Origin of the sequence: Cysteiniphilum sp. QT6929, assembly GCF_030035755.1 — a bacterium.
Lineage (GTDB): Bacteria > Pseudomonadota > Gammaproteobacteria > Francisellales > Francisellaceae > Caedibacter > Caedibacter litoralis.
Map to the genome: position 1 here is coordinate 2044215 of NZ_CP103983.1, position 16591 is coordinate 2060805.

The 16591-nt window shown below is 39.8% G+C and carries 17 protein-coding genes; 11 read left to right on the forward strand and 6 right to left on the reverse strand.

The annotated features are described in order from the left end of the window. Positions 1-3: 3 nt before the first annotated feature. From NYP54_RS08895 to nuoN, 5 genes are read left to right on the forward strand one after another with little or no spacing between them, the layout of a single operon-like run. Positions 4-663, forward strand: a complete 660-nt coding sequence (locus tag NYP54_RS08895) for an NADH-quinone oxidoreductase subunit J (protein ID WP_117002258.1) — start codon at positions 4-6, stop codon at positions 661-663. Beyond that, positions 656-973: an NADH-quinone oxidoreductase subunit NuoK gene (gene nuoK, locus NYP54_RS08900; protein WP_117002257.1), complete on the forward strand. Its 318-nt coding sequence runs from the start codon at positions 656-658 to the stop codon at positions 971-973. Before NYP54_RS08895 ends, nuoK begins: the two co-directional genes overlap by 8 nt. Positions 974-977: 4 nt before the next feature. Further along, positions 978-2987 carry an NADH-quinone oxidoreductase subunit L gene (gene nuoL / locus NYP54_RS08905; RefSeq protein ID WP_283156203.1) on the forward strand — a complete coding sequence of 670 codons (2010 nt, stop codon included), beginning with the start codon at positions 978-980 and terminating at the stop codon, positions 2985-2987. 27 nt (positions 2988-3014) lie between these two features. After that, a complete protein-coding gene (locus NYP54_RS08910) occupies positions 3015-4628 on the forward strand; it encodes an NADH-quinone oxidoreductase subunit M (RefSeq protein ID WP_283156204.1) in 1614 nt (537 codons plus the stop codon). A 6-nt stretch (positions 4629-4634) separates the two neighbouring features. Next, positions 4635-6077, forward strand: a complete 1443-nt coding sequence (gene nuoN / locus NYP54_RS08915) for an NADH-quinone oxidoreductase subunit NuoN (protein WP_283156205.1) — start codon at positions 4635-4637, stop codon at positions 6075-6077. 100 nt (positions 6078-6177) lie between these two features. On the opposite strand, the gene ndk is transcribed toward nuoN, so the two are convergent. After that, complete coding sequence (gene ndk / locus NYP54_RS08920) at positions 6178-6603, reverse strand: nucleoside-diphosphate kinase (protein WP_283156206.1); 426 nt, start codon at positions 6601-6603, stop codon at positions 6178-6180. Positions 6604-6951: 348 nt separating this feature from the next. On the opposite strand from ndk, the gene NYP54_RS08925 reads away from it, so the two are divergent. The 3 genes from NYP54_RS08925 (at position 6952) to NYP54_RS08935 (ending at position 9323) form a co-directional block, all read left to right on the forward strand. After that, entirely contained in the window at positions 6952-7353 is a 402-nt protein-coding gene (locus NYP54_RS08925) for a hypothetical protein (RefSeq protein ID WP_283156207.1), read from the forward strand. 42 nt (positions 7354-7395) lie between these two features. Next, positions 7396-8712: an outer membrane protein transport protein gene (locus tag NYP54_RS08930; RefSeq protein WP_283156208.1), complete on the forward strand. Its 1317-nt coding sequence runs from the start codon at positions 7396-7398 to the stop codon at positions 8710-8712. Positions 8713-8813: 101 nt separating this feature from the next. Further along, complete coding sequence (locus NYP54_RS08935) at positions 8814-9323, forward strand: hypothetical protein (RefSeq protein WP_283156209.1); 510 nt, start codon at positions 8814-8816, stop codon at positions 9321-9323. A 179-nt stretch (positions 9324-9502) separates the two neighbouring features. Here NYP54_RS08935 and NYP54_RS08940 read toward each other — a convergent pair whose 3' ends face one another. The 3 genes from NYP54_RS08940 to murJ form a co-directional block, all read right to left on the reverse strand. Continuing rightward, entirely contained in the window at positions 9503-9964 is a 462-nt protein-coding gene (locus NYP54_RS08940) for a hypothetical protein (protein WP_283156210.1), read from the reverse strand. Positions 9965-10156: 192 nt separating this feature from the next. Continuing rightward, positions 10157-11239: a LysM domain-containing protein gene (locus NYP54_RS08945; protein WP_283156211.1), complete on the reverse strand. Its 1083-nt coding sequence runs from the start codon at positions 11237-11239 to the stop codon at positions 10157-10159. A gap of 63 nt (positions 11240-11302) precedes the next feature. After that, positions 11303-12856: a murein biosynthesis integral membrane protein MurJ gene (gene murJ / locus NYP54_RS08950; RefSeq protein ID WP_283156212.1), complete on the reverse strand. Its 1554-nt coding sequence runs from the start codon at positions 12854-12856 to the stop codon at positions 11303-11305. 145 nt (positions 12857-13001) lie between these two features. Here murJ and NYP54_RS08955 point away from each other — a divergent pair, with 145 nt between their 5' ends. Further along, a complete protein-coding gene (locus NYP54_RS08955) occupies positions 13002-13220 on the forward strand; it encodes a DUF6290 family protein (protein ID WP_283156213.1) in 219 nt (72 codons plus the stop codon). Further along, a complete protein-coding gene (locus tag NYP54_RS08960) occupies positions 13220-13489 on the forward strand; it encodes a type II toxin-antitoxin system RelE/ParE family toxin (protein WP_283156214.1) in 270 nt (89 codons plus the stop codon). The genes NYP54_RS08955 and NYP54_RS08960 overlap by 1 nt, the downstream gene beginning before the upstream one ends. Positions 13490-13582: 93 nt before the next feature. On the opposite strand, the gene asnS is transcribed toward NYP54_RS08960, so the two are convergent. Continuing rightward, positions 13583-14986, reverse strand: coding sequence for an asparagine--tRNA ligase (gene asnS / locus NYP54_RS08965; protein WP_283156215.1), 1404 nt, complete (start codon positions 14984-14986; stop codon positions 13583-13585). 473 nt (positions 14987-15459) lie between these two features. On the opposite strand from asnS, the gene glyQ reads away from it, so the two are divergent. Then, positions 15460-16347 (forward strand): glycine--tRNA ligase subunit alpha, encoded by an 888-nt coding sequence (gene glyQ / locus NYP54_RS08970; protein ID WP_151192831.1) that lies wholly within the window; start codon positions 15460-15462, stop codon positions 16345-16347. On the opposite strand, the gene NYP54_RS08975 is transcribed toward glyQ, so the two are convergent. Beyond that, positions 16344-16529, reverse strand: a complete 186-nt coding sequence (locus NYP54_RS08975) for a CBU_0585 family protein (protein WP_283156216.1) — start codon at positions 16527-16529, stop codon at positions 16344-16346. The two genes, glyQ and NYP54_RS08975, sit on opposite strands and share 4 nt — an antisense overlap. Positions 16530-16591: the final 62 nt, after the last annotated feature.

Here is a 16591-nt window from a genome sequence, read left to right on the forward strand (position 1 = left end):
TCGATGAGTGTAAATATTATCTTTTATGTATTTGCTGCACTAACGGTGCTAGGCGCGCTATTGGTGATCAGTGCAAAAAACCCAGTGCGTGCAGTTATTGCAAAAGTCTTTACTTTCTTTGCGGCGGCGGGCGTTTGGCTTACGATGCAGCAGGAGTATCTGGCGTTACTTTTGATCGTTGTTTATGTTGGCGCGGTTTTGGTGATGTTCTTGTTTGTGGTAATGATGTTAGATATCGATATCGTCATCAAACAGAAGAAATTAGTATTCTACTGGCCGATCGTGATCTTATTATGTGCGTGCTTGGCCGTACTTATTTCAATTGTGGTTAGTCATACCTTTGCTGATAGAACAATGACCGGTGGTTTAGGCACGGTTGAAAATCTAGGGCGCGAGATGTTCTCAAATAAATATCTCTATGCGTTTGAGCTTGCCGGTATGGTCTTATTAGCGGCGATGGTATCTGCTATTACCTTGACTTTCCGTGGTAAAAAACCAGGCAACAAATCGATTAATCCAAGTCTGCAAATTCAAACACAGGCGAAAGATCGTTTGACAATGGTTAAGATGAAAGCAGAAAAAAGCGCTTCTGAAAGAGAAAAAATAGCAAATAAAGAAAAATCACAAGATGATTCTGATCAGGGAGAACCTAAGAATGACTAGTATTCCGGTACCCATTACGCATTATTTGATTTTTAGTGCGATTATATTTTCGTTAAGCATTGCCGGTATTATTATGAACCGTCGTAATCTATTGATTTTATTGATGTCGATAGAGTTAATGCTCTTAGCAGTCAATACGAATTTTATTGCTTTCTCAAGCATGCTGAAACAAAACACAGGTGATGTGTTTGTCTTCTTTATTCTAACGGTTGCTGCTGCTGAAGCTGCCATCGGTTTGGCGATTGTGGTTGTGCTATTTAGAACGCGCAAAACAATCGATGTCGGTCAACTAAACACATTAAAGGGCTAAGGCGATGGGAATTGATTTTATTATTGCCATTATTATCTTGGCGCCAGCATTAGGTGCAATCGTTGCCGGCTTTTTTTCAAAAAAGGTGCAATTAACCGGTGTTAACTGCATTACGATTGGCTTGGTACTTTTATCCTTTATTTTGAGTGTTGTTCTGGCATTAGGCGTTTATTTGCACAATGAGGTTTATACCGTAACCTACTTCAACTGGGCATTGTTCCCATCTTTAGGCATGACGGTCAGCTTCACTGTCGATAAACTATCTGTCTTTATGATGCTGATCGTGACATTTGTCTCCACCTTGGTGCATGTCTACTCAATTGGTTATATGAAAGGCGAAGATGGTTACGCGCGCTTTTTTGCCTATATCTCGGGCTTCACCTTTGCCATGCTTTGTTTGGTTATGGCTAATAATTTCTTATTACTCTTCTTTGGTTGGGAAGGGGTGGGTTTATTCTCTTATCTCTTAATCGGTTATTACTTTGATAAAGACTCTGCCAATGAAGCAAGCTTACGCGCTTTTATTATTAACCGTGTCGGTGATTTAGGATTCTTATTAGGGATTGCTGCAGTCATTTATTACTGTAATTCAATCGATTACAGCACTGTATTTACAGCGGTGAGTAACCTTGATAACAGCCAAATGATTTCGTTCTTAGGTATGCAATTTAGTCCGATCACGTTGATGTGTGTGCTATTGTTTATTGGGGCGATGGGTAAATCAGCGCAATTCCCGCTACATACTTGGTTAGAAGGCTCAATGGAGGGTCCAACACCGATCTCAGCATTGATCCACGCGGCAACGATGGTGACTGCCGGCGTCTTTATGATCGCGCGCTTATCACCGATGTTTGTTCATTCGGCAACAGCATTAAGTTTTGTGATGATCACTGGTGCGATTACCTGTTTGTTTATGGGGCTCATTGCCATTGTGCAAATGGATATTAAGCGCGTTATCGCTTACTGTACCTTGTCACAATTGGGTTATATGATGGTTGCGCAAGGCGCCTCAGGTTTCTCGATTGGCATGTTTCATTTGATGACGCATGCGATGTTTAAAGCATTGTTATTCTTAGCAGCCGGTTCGGTGATTGTCGCGTTACATCACGAGCAAGACATGCGTAAGATGGGTGGTTTAAGAAAATACATGCCAGTGACCTATATCTGTATGATTATCGGGGGTTGGGCATTAGCTGCAATTCCACCGTTTGCTGGTTTCTTCTCAAAAGACTTGATTATTGATGCGGCAGCAACGACAACGTTGCCAGGGCATGAGTTTGCTTATTATCTAGTATTGGCTTGTGCGTTTGTTACTTCTTTCTATACTTTTAGAATGATCTTTATGACATTTCATGGTCCAACACGAATGGATGCGCATACTAAGGCGCATGTTAAAGAGTCACCATTAACGATCTTGATTCCGTTGATTTTATTGGCGATTCCATCAGTGTTTGCGGGGATGCTGTTCTTTGAACTAGCATTAACACCAAATCTTGCCAATGCACACGGTTTCTTTGGCAATACGATTGCGCAATACTATGAACCTGCTTTAGGTAATATGACGGTTGTCGCAACGTTAGCCGAAGAAGCAGCAACTAAAACGCCGTGGGATTTCGTAATGCATTCTGTGCATACGCCCGCATTCTGGTTGGCAATTTCAGCACTTATTTTGGCATATATCTTCTACGTATTGGTGCCAAGCATTCCTAAGGCGTTAGCCGATGTGCGTTCAGGATTTGGTGTTTTGCATTATATCCTTGTCAAAAAATATTTTATCGATGGCTTGTATGATCTTGTGTTTGTCAAAGGCGTTGTGCTGCTAAGTAAGGTACTATGGGTTGTCATCGATATCTTTATGATTGATAAAGTTGCTGTTCAAGGCAGTGCGGATTTGATTTATTTTGCGGGTAAGAAGATGACACGTGTGCAACGTGGGTTTTTGTTTGACTACGCACTGGTGATGTTGATTGGTGTTTTAGCATTGATTGCATGGCTAATTTTTTGGGTAAACTAAGGCTTTGGTTAAAGGAAAGTTAATACTATGTTTATAACTCACTATTTATTAAGCCTGCTAATCTGGGTGCCGATTATCGGTGGCTTTATTGTATTAGCAGCGAAATCGCCAGATGGCAAAAAAGAAGCGGCACGCTGGACGGCGCTAGCGGTTGCCATATTAACGCTTTTATTGTGTGTTCCTTTATACCTTGAGTTTGATCCAACCAGTGCTAGTATGCAATTTGTTGAGCGTGTGCGTTGGTTTAGTTTATTCAATAATAATGATGCGGTTTACTACTATCTTGGCGTTGACGGATTCTCCGTGCTATTTATTATCTTAACAAGCTTCACCAATGTGGTAATTGTGCTTGCCGCTTGGCGTAGTATCAAAGTGCGCTTAAGACAATATATGGCGATTTTTCTGATTACCACAGGTTTAACCAATGCAGTGTTTATGGCGCAGGATACGATGCTGTTTTATGTTTTCTGGGAAGCGCTATTAATTCCAACCACATTAGGTATTGGTATCTGGGGTGGCAAGAAAAAAGCCTATGCCGCGATTAAATATTTCTTATATACCTTTGCTGGTTCTATTTTCTTATTGGTTGCGTTTTTATATATCCAACAACAAGTGGCAAGCCTGCCAAGTGCAAGCTTAGTTGACAGTGGTACGTTCTCTATTCAGAACTTTATTTTCTGGGCAACTCAAGCAAATGATATGGGACAGTTAGTCAATATCACGCTAACGGCTCAATGGTTGTTGTTTGGTGCGTTCTTTTTGGCATTTGCCGTTAAGATTCCGATGTGGCCATTTCATTCATGGCTGCCAGATGCGCATTCTGAAGCTCCTGCTGGTGGTTCGGTTGTCCTTGCTGCATTGATGTTAAAGTTGGGTGCTTATGGTTTCTTACGTTTTGTATTGCCATTGATTCCGAGTATTGCAGCAGTCCTTGATTGGTTACTTATTGCTATTTCATTGATTGCCATTGTTTATGTTGGTGTTGTTGCGATTGCGCAAACTGATTTTAAACGCCTTATCGCTTATTCATCAATTTCCCATATGGGCTTAGTAACGTTGGCAATGTTCTCTATCTTCTTATTGGTGAAGAACAATCCTGATCAAGTATTAGGTATGGCAGATGCGCAACTAGCAATTCAAGGTGCAGTCTTTCAAATGATCGCTCATGCTTTTTCATCGGGGGGCATGTTTATTGGTTGCGGCTATCTATATTTACGTATGCAAAGTCGAAATATTGCCGATTTCCAAGGGGTTGCTCGCTCGATGCCAATCTTTGCGACATTCTTTATGTTGTTTTGTTTGGCAAATGTCGGACTCCCTGGTACCAGTGGCTTTGTCGGTGAATTCTTGATTATCTTAGCGGTATTTAAATACTCACCATGGGTAGCATTGCTTGCTGGATTAACACTTGTTATTGCGCCTGCCTATACGCTGTGGATGTATAAGCGTGTGTTCTTTGGTAAGGTGGTCACAACCCAAGTGGCTAACTTAAAAGACATCAGCGGTCTTGAGATCTTTGTCTTTGTATTATTAGCGATTCCTACTATTTGGTTTGGTGTTTATCCAGAACCAATTCTACAACTTTCTTCAGCAGCTTCGACACATATCATTCAAGCTGCGCATGCGGTAACGATAGGGTAAAGAGAAATGATGTTAGCAAATATTATCACCATACTTCCTGAAATTACGTTAGGCATTGCCGCATTGGTTGTGATGCTAGCGGATTTATTCTTTGGCAAGAAAGTCAAAAATATTGCCTATATTCTGACACAAGTCTTTTTGATTATTGCGGCGTGGATTTTATTAAAATCACTTAACTCGCATATTCATGTCGGTTTTGAAGGACAGACTTTATCAACTGAGCTGACGTTTATCTTGCAAGAAGTCATCATACTTGTCGCATTTTTCGTCTTTATCTATTGCAAAGAATATATTGAAGATAGAAAGCTGCCACAGGGTGAGTTTTATGTCTTATCCCTTTTGTCTATTTTAGGTGCGCTGGTTCTAACGTCAGCGCATAGCTTGTTGACAATCTATATTGGTTTAGAGCTGTTATCTTTGCCATTGTATGCACTTTTAGCCATTCGTCGCGGTTTTGCCACAGGCGCAGAAGCGGCAATTAAGTACTTTGTACTAGGTGCAATTGCCTCAGGTTTACTGTTGTATGGCATGTCATTTATCTATGGTGTCACGGGTAGCTTGGATTTAACGGAAATTGGTAAATATCTCGCCAATCCAGAAATGGCACATTCACAAATCGTGTTGATTGCCATGGTATTGATGATTGCAACAGCGACTTTCAAATTGGGTGCGGTACCTTTTCATATGTGGGTGCCGGATGTTTATGAAGGATCACCTAATGCAGTAACGGCATTTTTAGCCTCAGTTCCCAAGGTTGCAGCTTTTGCGATGCTTGTTAATATCCTTATGATCGGCATGCCAGCGCAAGCTTTTGCATGGAGTAAAGTACTCACTGTACTCGCTGTTTTGTCAATCTTCTTTGGTAATTTGTTGGCATTGGCACAGAAAAATGTCAAACGTATGCTTGGTTATTCAACGATCTCGCATATTGGTTTTGTGTTATTAGCGCTGATATTAAACCCCGCGGCTTTTGCTGTATCGACAGCACTTTTCTATGTCATCATCTATGTGTTGATGTCGGCAGCAGGCTTTGGTGTGTTGATCGTATTAAGTGTTCGCGGTAATGAAGTTGAGAACTTGGCAGATTTTGCGGGGCTTAACCGTCGTAATCCATGGATTGCTTTTATTATGTTAATCGTGATGTTCTCAATGGCAGGTATCCCGCCATTATCAGGATTCACCGCTAAGCTATTTGTGATTATGGGCTTGATTGATACAGGACACTTAGGATTAGGTATCTATGCCTTAATTATGTCAGTGATTGCTTGTTACTATTATCTACGTGTGATCAAGTCTATGTACTTTGATCTACCGAAAAATCAAACCCCAGTTTACGCCAATAAAGTGACCTTGTTTGGCTTAAGCATCAATGCGGCACTTATTCTACTTCTTGGTATTTTCCCTGCGTTGTTAGTAACGCTTATTTCACCAATTTATGGGTTGTTTTAAATACTAAGAAAAGCGGCCGCATCTTTGGGAGCGAATGTTGATGTTAGGTTTGTTATGTGAAATAGTAGAGGCCTATTGCATACGCCCCTTTAAAGCAAAATTAACGCGCGCAAACTTCCAAACCACTGAAGAAGAAAGCGATCTCAACAGCAGCTGTTTCTTGAGCATCTGAGCCATGAACGGCATTAGCATCAATACTATCAGCAAAGTCAGCACGAATCGTGCCAGCAGCAGCTTCTTTAGGGTTTGTTGCACCCATTAACTCACGGTTTTTAAGAATAGCATTTTCACCTTCTAAGACTTGAATCATCACAGGACCTGAGCTCATGAATTTTACAAGGTCATTGTAGAAAGGACGCGCCTTGTGTACAGCATAGAACTCACCGGCTTCTGCCGCTGATAATTGCTTCATTTTAGCAGCAATTACTTTAAGACCTGCTTGTTCAAAGCGCGAGTAAATTTGACCGATAACATTTTTAGCAACTGCATCAGGTTTGATAATCGAAAGTGTTCTTTCAATAGCCATGTGTATTTTCCTTATTTTTTATTTGATAAAAGACATCGGCATTATATACACACATTAAGCTATTTTATAGTGTTTATGACATTGAATTTCGTGGGTGTATTTTAGTAATTAATTTTTCAAAACACTTCGCTCTCGTCTGTAAAAATTTTGCTTTTAGCAGGGGTGTTGGCTAGTCTAGGTAGTTAATAAAACAACTTCGAGAGTCTGTATGTTTTATTTTGTAGATTATTTGAAATATTGTAATGACATTGTGGACAATTGATTTTGTGAGATTCATTATATGCAGGTCTTGAGAGATGGAGTTTTCTTGAAAGATGGAGTTTATCAAAAATAATGGAGAAAAAATCAATGAAGAAGATTATGGGACTAATTTTGTCTGGTGTATTACTAAGCTCAACGTCAGCATTTGCAGGACTTACATTAAGCAGCTCAAACCCTGAGTACAATACACAAACCGTCAAAGTTAAATGTACTGATAGTGCGGGAAAAGTGCTTGCAGACAGGAATGCTATCGTTGGTCAAAACGTTGCTTGGTTTTTGGTTAAGGCTGGATTTTTAGCTGGCGGCACGGTTGGACACTGTGTTTTCACATACACTAAGACTGGAGCAGAAATGGGTGAGGGTGATGTGTCATTATCTGGAGTTTCTGAGGGTAAAGTCAGTAATGTAAAATCAGGTGTTGGATTTAATGTGACGGTATCACCTGATCAGACAGCTTTTCATAGTGATGTCACCATATCAATAAGCTAATCGGTATAAGAATTACTTTCACAGATAACCGCGGTTTTAAATATGTTAAAAAATATTATTTATAAAGTAACAGCGCTGTCTTTAGTAGCGCTGAGCCCATATGTCTCATTTGCTAGTGCATATCAAATTTTTGAACAGGATGCAGCAAGCCTTGGTACGTACCATGCTGGTTCAGCAGCACAGGCAAACGATGCATCAACACAGTGGTATAATCCTGCGGGCATGGTTAACCTGAAATCGCAACAAATCAGCGTGGGTGGTGAGCTTGTTAATACAAATATAAGATTCACTGGGACTCAGCAAAATGTAGGGCAAATGGCGTCAGGCAATCCAGAACCTGTTAATGGCGTTAATGGAGGAGGGTTGACACCTGTGCCAAATATACATTATGTCTTGCCATTTGATCGTTGGGCATTTGGTATTGGAGTTGTGGCACCATTTGGTGCGGAAACTGATTATGGTGATTCCTCACCATTAAAGTATTCAGGGACTAAAACACAGCTTCAAGTTATAGATATTACGCCAGCAATAGCATTTAAGGTAAATAAATACCTCTCATTAGGTATTGGTGCGGATATTGCTTATGTCACAGGCGAATTTGATAATGCTTTTGCTTACGTTAATCAATCTTTTCAACCTGTAGATATCAATGTAAAGAATAAGGGAGATGCTTTTACGTTTGGTTTTCATACGGGCGTGTTGGTTAATTTTAATGAGTCTAATAGGATTGGCTTGACATATCATTCAAAGATGACTGCTGACTTAAAAGGTTCAACAACGATGTCTGGTGATACGTCCGGTGTTGTTTTAAATCCACAAACTCCATATACATCTGGCGATAATTTTAGCACGGAGATTGTTTTGCCAGCTTGGTGGGATTTGGCTTATTACATTAAGGCGACATCTGATTTGGCTTTAATGGCTTCAGCTTCTTATACGCAATGGGATTCAGTCAATAACGTAACGCTTAAGAATGTAGTGACACCCTTTGGAACGCAGAATTTTCAAGATGTTATTATTCAGCAAGATTTCTCAAATACGTGGAATTTTGCGATTGGTGCGACCTATGATTTGACACCAAAGTGGATGTTAAAAGCAGGGGTTGGATATGATGTGACACCAACGAATGACCAATATAGAAATATACAGATACCGGATCAAAGTAGGTTTATACTCGCAACTGGGGTTGAGTACCGAGTGCTGAAATCACTCTCTATTGCCTTAAGTTATGCGCATTTCTTTGTCCAAAGAGCTTCTATTGATAACACTCAAAATATTACTGACACCTATCAAACGACGAAGGGTTATGTTCAGTCCTCTGCCGATCTTCTTGGATTGCAGTTGAAATGGATTATTTAAGTTTGTAAATTTATTTTATTTTATGAAATTCTGGTGTAATCTTGCTTATTGCGCATAGGATGTATGCGTCTAGCAATGGATAATATCATTAAGGAAGAATCATGAAAAAGAAACTATTTATCAGTGTAATATTAGGATGTGCATGTATGAGTTATGCCTATTCTGAGGATTACTGTAGTGCAATTTTAAACCAAGCAAGAATCTGGAATGATAGTGGGAGTATTATCAAGGCAACAAAAACCATTGTCTTTCCGATTACGTGTAATTACAGCGGTAATGATCTTAATGTCAGAAGCACCCCTATTTCGGGCACTAATGACGAAGCTGTAATAGACATTCAACTAAAAAAACATGGGTTGGTATGCCCAGATGCCGATGGGCAGTTCAAGGTAACCTGCCGCAATAATGTGATTACTTATATCCCATCGTCTTTGGTATTTAGTATTTTTAATGCACCGGTTGGAAATTTGCTGCTTAATCTGTCAAAAAATAATGACATGTATGAAGCTAGCGGTACAGGCAGTGCGGAAGGCGCAAGCTTAAATATTGATTTATTTTCAAATACGCAGTACTTGAATGCAAAGCTTATGCAAGCACTAAGAAGTGAATAACTAAGTGGTTAAAACATAGTTGGTTGGCAATAAGGGATATTCGGGTCAAGCCCGAATATGACGACCTGGATTCATTCTCGGATACTCGTATTAAGTCAGTGTATGACTTTCTTGTCTGAGAATCCAAACAATACCTTATGCTGTTTGCATAAGTACTTCAGCTTAGATAGTTCTCACCATTAAAAGCGCTGTGAGTAGGTTTGGGCAGTGACAAAACTATTATCCGCAGCTTTTGCCGTATCATCAGACAAATTAGCATGATAACCTGCAATACGCGCGCTATTGCCTTGGTTTTTGACATCAAATTGGTAAACAATACCGTTAATCTCACAACTATATTTTGTCGTGCATTGGATATTGCCAAACACACCACCAAGTGCCTTAATCGTTTGTGCGTAGTTATAGTTATGCATATGAATGACGTTATTCATTGTGGTGTGATTAAGTGCTAGGTATTGATTATAATTACTTTGTAGTTCAGCTTTTAAGTTCTCTGAGATTTTCTTGTAAGCCTGAAATTTAGCAAAGAAAATAAAAGCCATATACAGTAAGACACCGGCGATAATGAGTAGCACCAAAATGGCAACGGTTTGTTTGCCACTAGAAGTCTTTTTATTTAGTTGTAGTAGTTTCTCGTCCATTAGTTATCCTTAATTATTAGAGTTACATGCTTTTTCTATTACAACACCCCGCCTCGCAAGCTTGGCACCCCTCTTGCAAAGAGGGGAATAAAATTACCGTTGCCTAATTCCCCTCTTTGCAAGAGGGGTGGCAGCCGTAGGCTGACGGGGTGTTTATAAAATCATCGTTTTTTCTAAAGCGTGTAACTTCAATTAGTTAATACCAAAATATTTATTATAAAGTGCATTGATTTCTTGCCAACGATTATCATCATAAGGTAAAAGATTAGATGCCAAGTAATCGCGTTCGCTATTAAATGAAATTTCATCACCATCAGCAGCGTAGACTGCTAAGATCTTAAGGCGAATATTTAAATTCTTAGCATCGCTATTTAGCGCTTCTTGTAAGAGGGCTTTAGCCTGAGCAATGTCATGCGTTTCAATTAGCTCATCCGCCTTCTTAAGGAGGTTCACAAGTTCATCTTTGGATTTTTTCTTGGTGGTCTTTTTATCATTTGATGCGTTAACTGGCGTGTCAATATTAACTTTGACCTCAGGCTGTTTAGCATAAAACTGCTCTTTTAATTGGCGTTTATCGTCAGTTGACCTTGATGACTTACGTTTATAGCGGCGGCGCCATATCAACAGGGCAATAATGATAATTAATAGAATAATATACCACTTGCTACCATCGCTTTTTGTTTCGGTAGTGACTGTGGTTTGTGCCTTATTAGCCGCCTGTGATTGATCGTCTGTCTTTGCCACAGGAATCACAACACCTTGTTGCGTGTTTTCGTTGGTATTATCTATTGAGCTATTATTGGCATTGCTAGATGTGTTGTCACTAGATACTATTGCGGTTTGTTGATTATCAAGAGTTGGCGCATTGGTATTTGCATTCGCTTGTGCAGCTGCAGTGTTCGATGCTTCAACCGTTGGCGCAGTCTGAACTGGAGTAGGTGCAGGTGCAGGCGCTTTGGGGGTGAGGTATTGCGTATGTCTTAGGTTATAAAGCTTTAAACCATCTTCAAGCTCAGACTTAGTGCTTGGAATTAAAAGCTTCTGATTAACATTGACAACATTGTCATTAATTGAGGGGTTTTCTTTAGCATTAATCCCCTTGATTGCGGCGATCATATCTTTATTAGGAATGCCCGAGATACTGTGTTTACTTGCAATGCGCCACAATGAATCACCGGATTTAACGGTATAGGTGGTAATCGCAAAGCTCGGCATTGCAAATGCTGCAGTCATTAGAATAAGTGATTTGAGATAAAGTCTGGTACTTTTTTTCACAGCCTCTCCTTAATATAAGTCATCAATCTAAGGCGTGATTGTAATCGAAAATGGCAGCAATGACTATACGCTAAGCTTAATATGTTTCAAGCGCACACCTACCAAGAATAAACAAGCAAAGTAACTAAAGATGCCAACACCTATGATCATAGACAAATGTAAAACACGCGTTTTAAAGCTAAGTGCTAACCAATAACCTATATCCTGTTTAAGATAATACAAAACTAAAAACATAATACTTGCCGCGATAATGGCTCTGACAATAAGCGTGAATGTCGCAAGGTCAAGGTGTACATGGGTGATACGTTTTAGTGCTATATATAATAGCAATGCATTGATAGCTGCGGTAACCGTTGTTGAGATGGATAATGCTAGATAACCTAAATGATGCGTTTTAAGAATTAAGATTAATAGGATATTACTTAGAATATTACAGATAATGCAGATCACACCAATCTTTAATGCTTCTTTGGTGTGCCCTTTGGCATAGAGTGCTGAGATAAATACTTTGATAAGCACAAAAGCAATTAGTCCAATAGCAAAACAGATCAAGGCACGTTGCGATTGAATGACATCAAAGGCGCTAAATTTGCCATATTGGAATAGCGTAATTAGAATCGGTGCAGATAGTACGCTCATCGCAAAAGCTGCAGGAATGGTGATAATAAGGCTCAATTTCATGCCCCAATTAACGATTTGACTAAAATCATGCGCTGAGGTTTTGATATTGCTTAGCTTCGGTAAGATGGCAGTGGCAATGGCAATGCCAAAAACTCCTAAAGGAAACTGATTTAAGCGATCAGGATAATATAGCCATGATAAGCTGCCAACGGCTAGAAATGAGGCAAAAATAGTGTCAAGCAATAAGCTGATTTGCACAACTGAGGCACCAAGAATGCCGGGTAATAGCGATTTTAATATGCGCTTTAAATGGTAACTGGGTTTGCGTAAACTCAGTGTGAGTTTAACACTTAATCGTCGTACATATATAAATAGAATGACACTTTGAATGAATCCTGCGATAAACACACTCCAAGCAACAGCATAAATTGGTGCTTTAAAGTGAGAGGCACTTAGAATAAATCCAATCATGCAGACATTTAGTATGCAAGGCATAAGTGCAGGGATATTAAAATGCTCATAACGGTTCAAAAGTGCCGAGAAAAGGGCGGAAATGGAAATGAAAAACACATAGGGGAACATGATTTGTAGTAGCTCTTTGGCAAGGACAAATTGTGTTTGATCATGATAAAAGCCAGGGGCGAAAACCATCACCCAAATGCTGGCAAAGATAATGCCTATTAATGAGACCAGCAAGCTTGTTAATGCAATAATGTTGAGTAAAGTAGAGAATAAGTAATTTAAACGTTTATGAGAGGACTGTTTGCTTAAGCTTGGCACAAGGACTTGTGTTAATGATCCTTCGACAAATAAGCGGCGCATAAAATTAGGTACGCGAAAGGCAACCAAAAAAGCCTCCATTGTTGCCGTGGCACCAAAGTATTTAGCAAAAAGCATATCGCGAATAAATCCCAAAATACGTGAGATCAGTGTGATATTACTGAGTAAGAAAGTGGATTTAAATAAAGACTTTTTTTGCTTTTTTTGCTTGTTCAATTTTATAACATTAGCTTTCGCATTTTTGCCTGTGATTGTAGGGGGTAATGACTAGGAGGTCAAAAAAAACTGTATTGTAATATTCCCAAAAGTCTTTGATGGTTCTATACTTTTTAGTGACTTACGTAAACTAGAGGTGATCATGATGGCAAATGTCAGATTTAATGCAGAAATACAAGATAGATTGGCTTATCTAGCCAAAGAAACTGGTAGAACAATCTCTTACTATATTCGTGAAGCTGTTGAGTCCAAAATTGAAGATTTAGAAGATATTTATCTAGCTGAAAAGGCATTAGAGGATCTTAAAGCTGGGCGTAGTTCTGTTGTCTCATGGGGGTCGATAAAAAAGGGAAATAACCTATAATGTGGAGGGTCGTTTTTGACAAGAAAGCAGAAAAACAATTCAATGGATTGGATTCGCAAGTTAAAAAAAGAATCGCTAAATTTATTGATGAGAGGTTGATTCCCTCTAGTGATCCTCGGGATCTGGGCAAGCCGCTTGTTGGTAAATCGTTTGGTAATCATATTCGTTTTAGAATAGGCGATTATCGCTTAATTTGTGATATACAGGATCAAGAAATTACCGTTTTAGTTTTGCGTATTGGGCACCGCCGAGAGATTTATCGTGGCTAATTTAATTGATAATGTCAAAATTGCAATCAATAAAGGGATTGTGGGATCGCTCGTGCAGCTTAAGCTGCGCGGGTGAGGGGAAATTAAAGTAAATTAAAACTTTGCATTCCCCGGAGTGCGCGGAAATGGGATCACATCACGAATGTTTGACACACCAGTGATATAGCCCAATAGACGCTCAAAACCAAGACCAAAGCCGCAATGTGGTACGGTGCCATAGCGGCGCAAATCACGATACCAGTATAAGCCTTCAGCATCAACACCGGTTTCAGCAATGCGTTGATCAAGTATCTCAAGACGCTCTTCACGTTGACTACCACCGATAATCTCACCAATGCCAGGCACCAAGACATCCATCGCTGCAACGGTTTTATTATCATCATTTAAGCGCATATAAAAGGCTTTGATATCTTTTGGGTAGTTCATTAAGACGACTGGGGATTTGAAGTGCTCTTCACATAAAAAGCGCTCATGTTCAGATTGTAGATCCAATCCCCATTTAACTGGGTAGTCAAACGTCTTGCCACAAGTTTTTAAGATCTCAATGGCATCAGTATATTCAACGCGGATAAAGTCATTATTAACAACAGAATTTAATTTATCCATCAAGCCTTTTTCCATAAACTGATCAAAGAACTTTAGATCATCTTGGCGCTCTTGCATAATGGTTTTAATGACTGATTTTAAGAGTTTTTCAGCCAAGTCAGCATCATCATTAAGGTCAGCAAAGGCAAACTCAGGCTCAACCATCCAAAACTCAGCCAAATGACGTGAGGTATTAGAGTTTTCCGCACGAAATGTTGGACCAAAGGTATAGACTTTGGATAATGCCATACAATAGGTTTCGACATTTAATTGTCCAGAAACGGTTAGGAATGTCTCACGACCAAAAAAGTCTTTGGTGTAATCAACCTTGCCTTGATCGTTTTTAGGTAAGTTCAACTGATCCAATGTTGAAACACGAAATAACTCACCAGCACCTTCGCAGTCATTTGATGTTAAAATGGGCGTATTAACCCAGAAAAAACCTTCATCATTAAAGAAGTTATGAATGGCATTGGCTAAGGTATGACGCATACGCGAAACCGCACCGATTAAATTAGTACGAACACGTAAATGCGCATGCTCTCTTAAGTGCTCCATGGTATGGCGCTTTGGTGACACCGGATAGGTTTCAGGGTTATCAATCCAGCCATGAACAATCACCTTATCTGCTTGGATTTCAACACTTTGACCTTGACCTTGTGATGCGACTAGTGTGCCCGTTACTTCAAGCGCGCAATCCTTAGTTAGACTTAAGATCTCTGATTGGTAGTTAGTAAGTGTGCTTTCAGCAATTGCTTGAATGGGATCAAAGCATGAGCCATCGTGAATGGCAAGAAAAGAAAGTCCAGCTTTTGAATCACGACGGCTTCTGAGCCAGCCTTTAACGGTGACTTTTTGCCCAATAAGGCTTGGTGTAGTAAATAGCGCCTTTGCGGTATGTGCTTGTGTCATATTTGTTTTTACCTTTTTTACCTATATTAACTTTTATTTTATTTCTTTAGCATGACAGGGCATTGCGTAAGGTGTCTACCATTTAGGGCGTATGCAATACGCCCCTACGTGGGGTCATGTTTAATATAATCTAATCAACTGAAGTTACGAGCTTTTGCTGTTTCAACACCCCGCCTCGTAAGCTTGGAACCCCTCTTGCAAAGAGGGGAATATAAAATCACCGTTGCCTAATTCCCCACTTTGCAAGAGGGGTGGCAGCCGGAGGCTGACGGGGTGTTTATAAAATTATAGTTTTTACTAAAATGCGTAACTCCAGTAACTAAAATTTCGCAAGCGATTATAACGATATTTGAACCTAAGCGGTAGAACAAGATTGCAAATTGGCGTGAAGACTGAGATAAACACTATAAAATACTTCATGACTAATATATACTTTAGCGCAATTTTGATGTGATGAATGTGGATAATCGCTAATGCTTAGTTTTCAAGATATTATTTTTAAACTTCAGCAATATTGGGCAGAAAAAGGTTGTATGATCGTGCAACCATTGGATATGGAAGTAGGTGCGGGTACCTTTCATCCGGCAACTTTTTTAAGAGCAATTGGTCCTGAGAGTTGGAATGCTGCTTATGTTCAGCCATCACGTCGCCCAACCGATGGTCGCTATGGTGAGAATCCTAATCGTGGACAACATTATTATCAATTTCAAGTGGTGATGAAGCCATCACCGAAAGAATTACAAGAGCTATACTTGGGATCATTGCGTGTTTTAGGTATTGATCCCTTAGAGCATGATATTCGCTTTGTTGAGGATAACTGGGAGTCGCCTACCTTAGGTGCTTGGGGCTTAGGTTGGGAAGTTTGGGCAAATGGTATGGAAGTGACGCAGTTTACCTATTTCCAACAAGTTGGTGGCTTGGAGTGTAAACCTGTTACCGGTGAGATTACTTATGGACTTGAACGCTTGGCAATGTATTTGCAAAATGTTGATAGCATGTATGATTTACTGTGGGCAAATACAGCAATGGGTCCTGTGTATTATCGCGATGTGTTTCAACAAAATGAACGCGAGATGTCACAATACAACTTTGAAGAAGCCGATGTTGAGCACTTATTTAGCGAGTTTGATTTTCTTGAGAAAGAAAGTGCGCGCCTTTTAGAAAAAGACCTAGCATTACCTGCTTATGAAATGATGCTTAAGGCGTCACATACCTTTAACTTGTTAGATGCGCGTCATGCAATCTCAGCCACTGAGCGCCAGCGCTACATCTTACGTGTGCGCACGTTATCACGAGGAGTCGCTGAAGTGTATTACAAAACCCGCGAGGAACTTGGGTTTCCGATTTTGAGTAATGTTTAAAGCAAAAATCCATCTGTTTTACGATTAAAAATATTGCGATGCTTTTGTGCTTCCTTTTTTTGTGATTGCGAGCGTGTTGGGAAATCTCGATCGTAATTGGCAAGGAAATCGCCGGCATCACTGACGTATTCGCGTTGTTTATTATTGTCAAAAAGGTGCAGCATTTTAAGAATAATGGACATAACTTATCTAAGTTGTTGTTTCTATTTTGTTGGCGATTATACTAGAATGCCTAACAAAAACC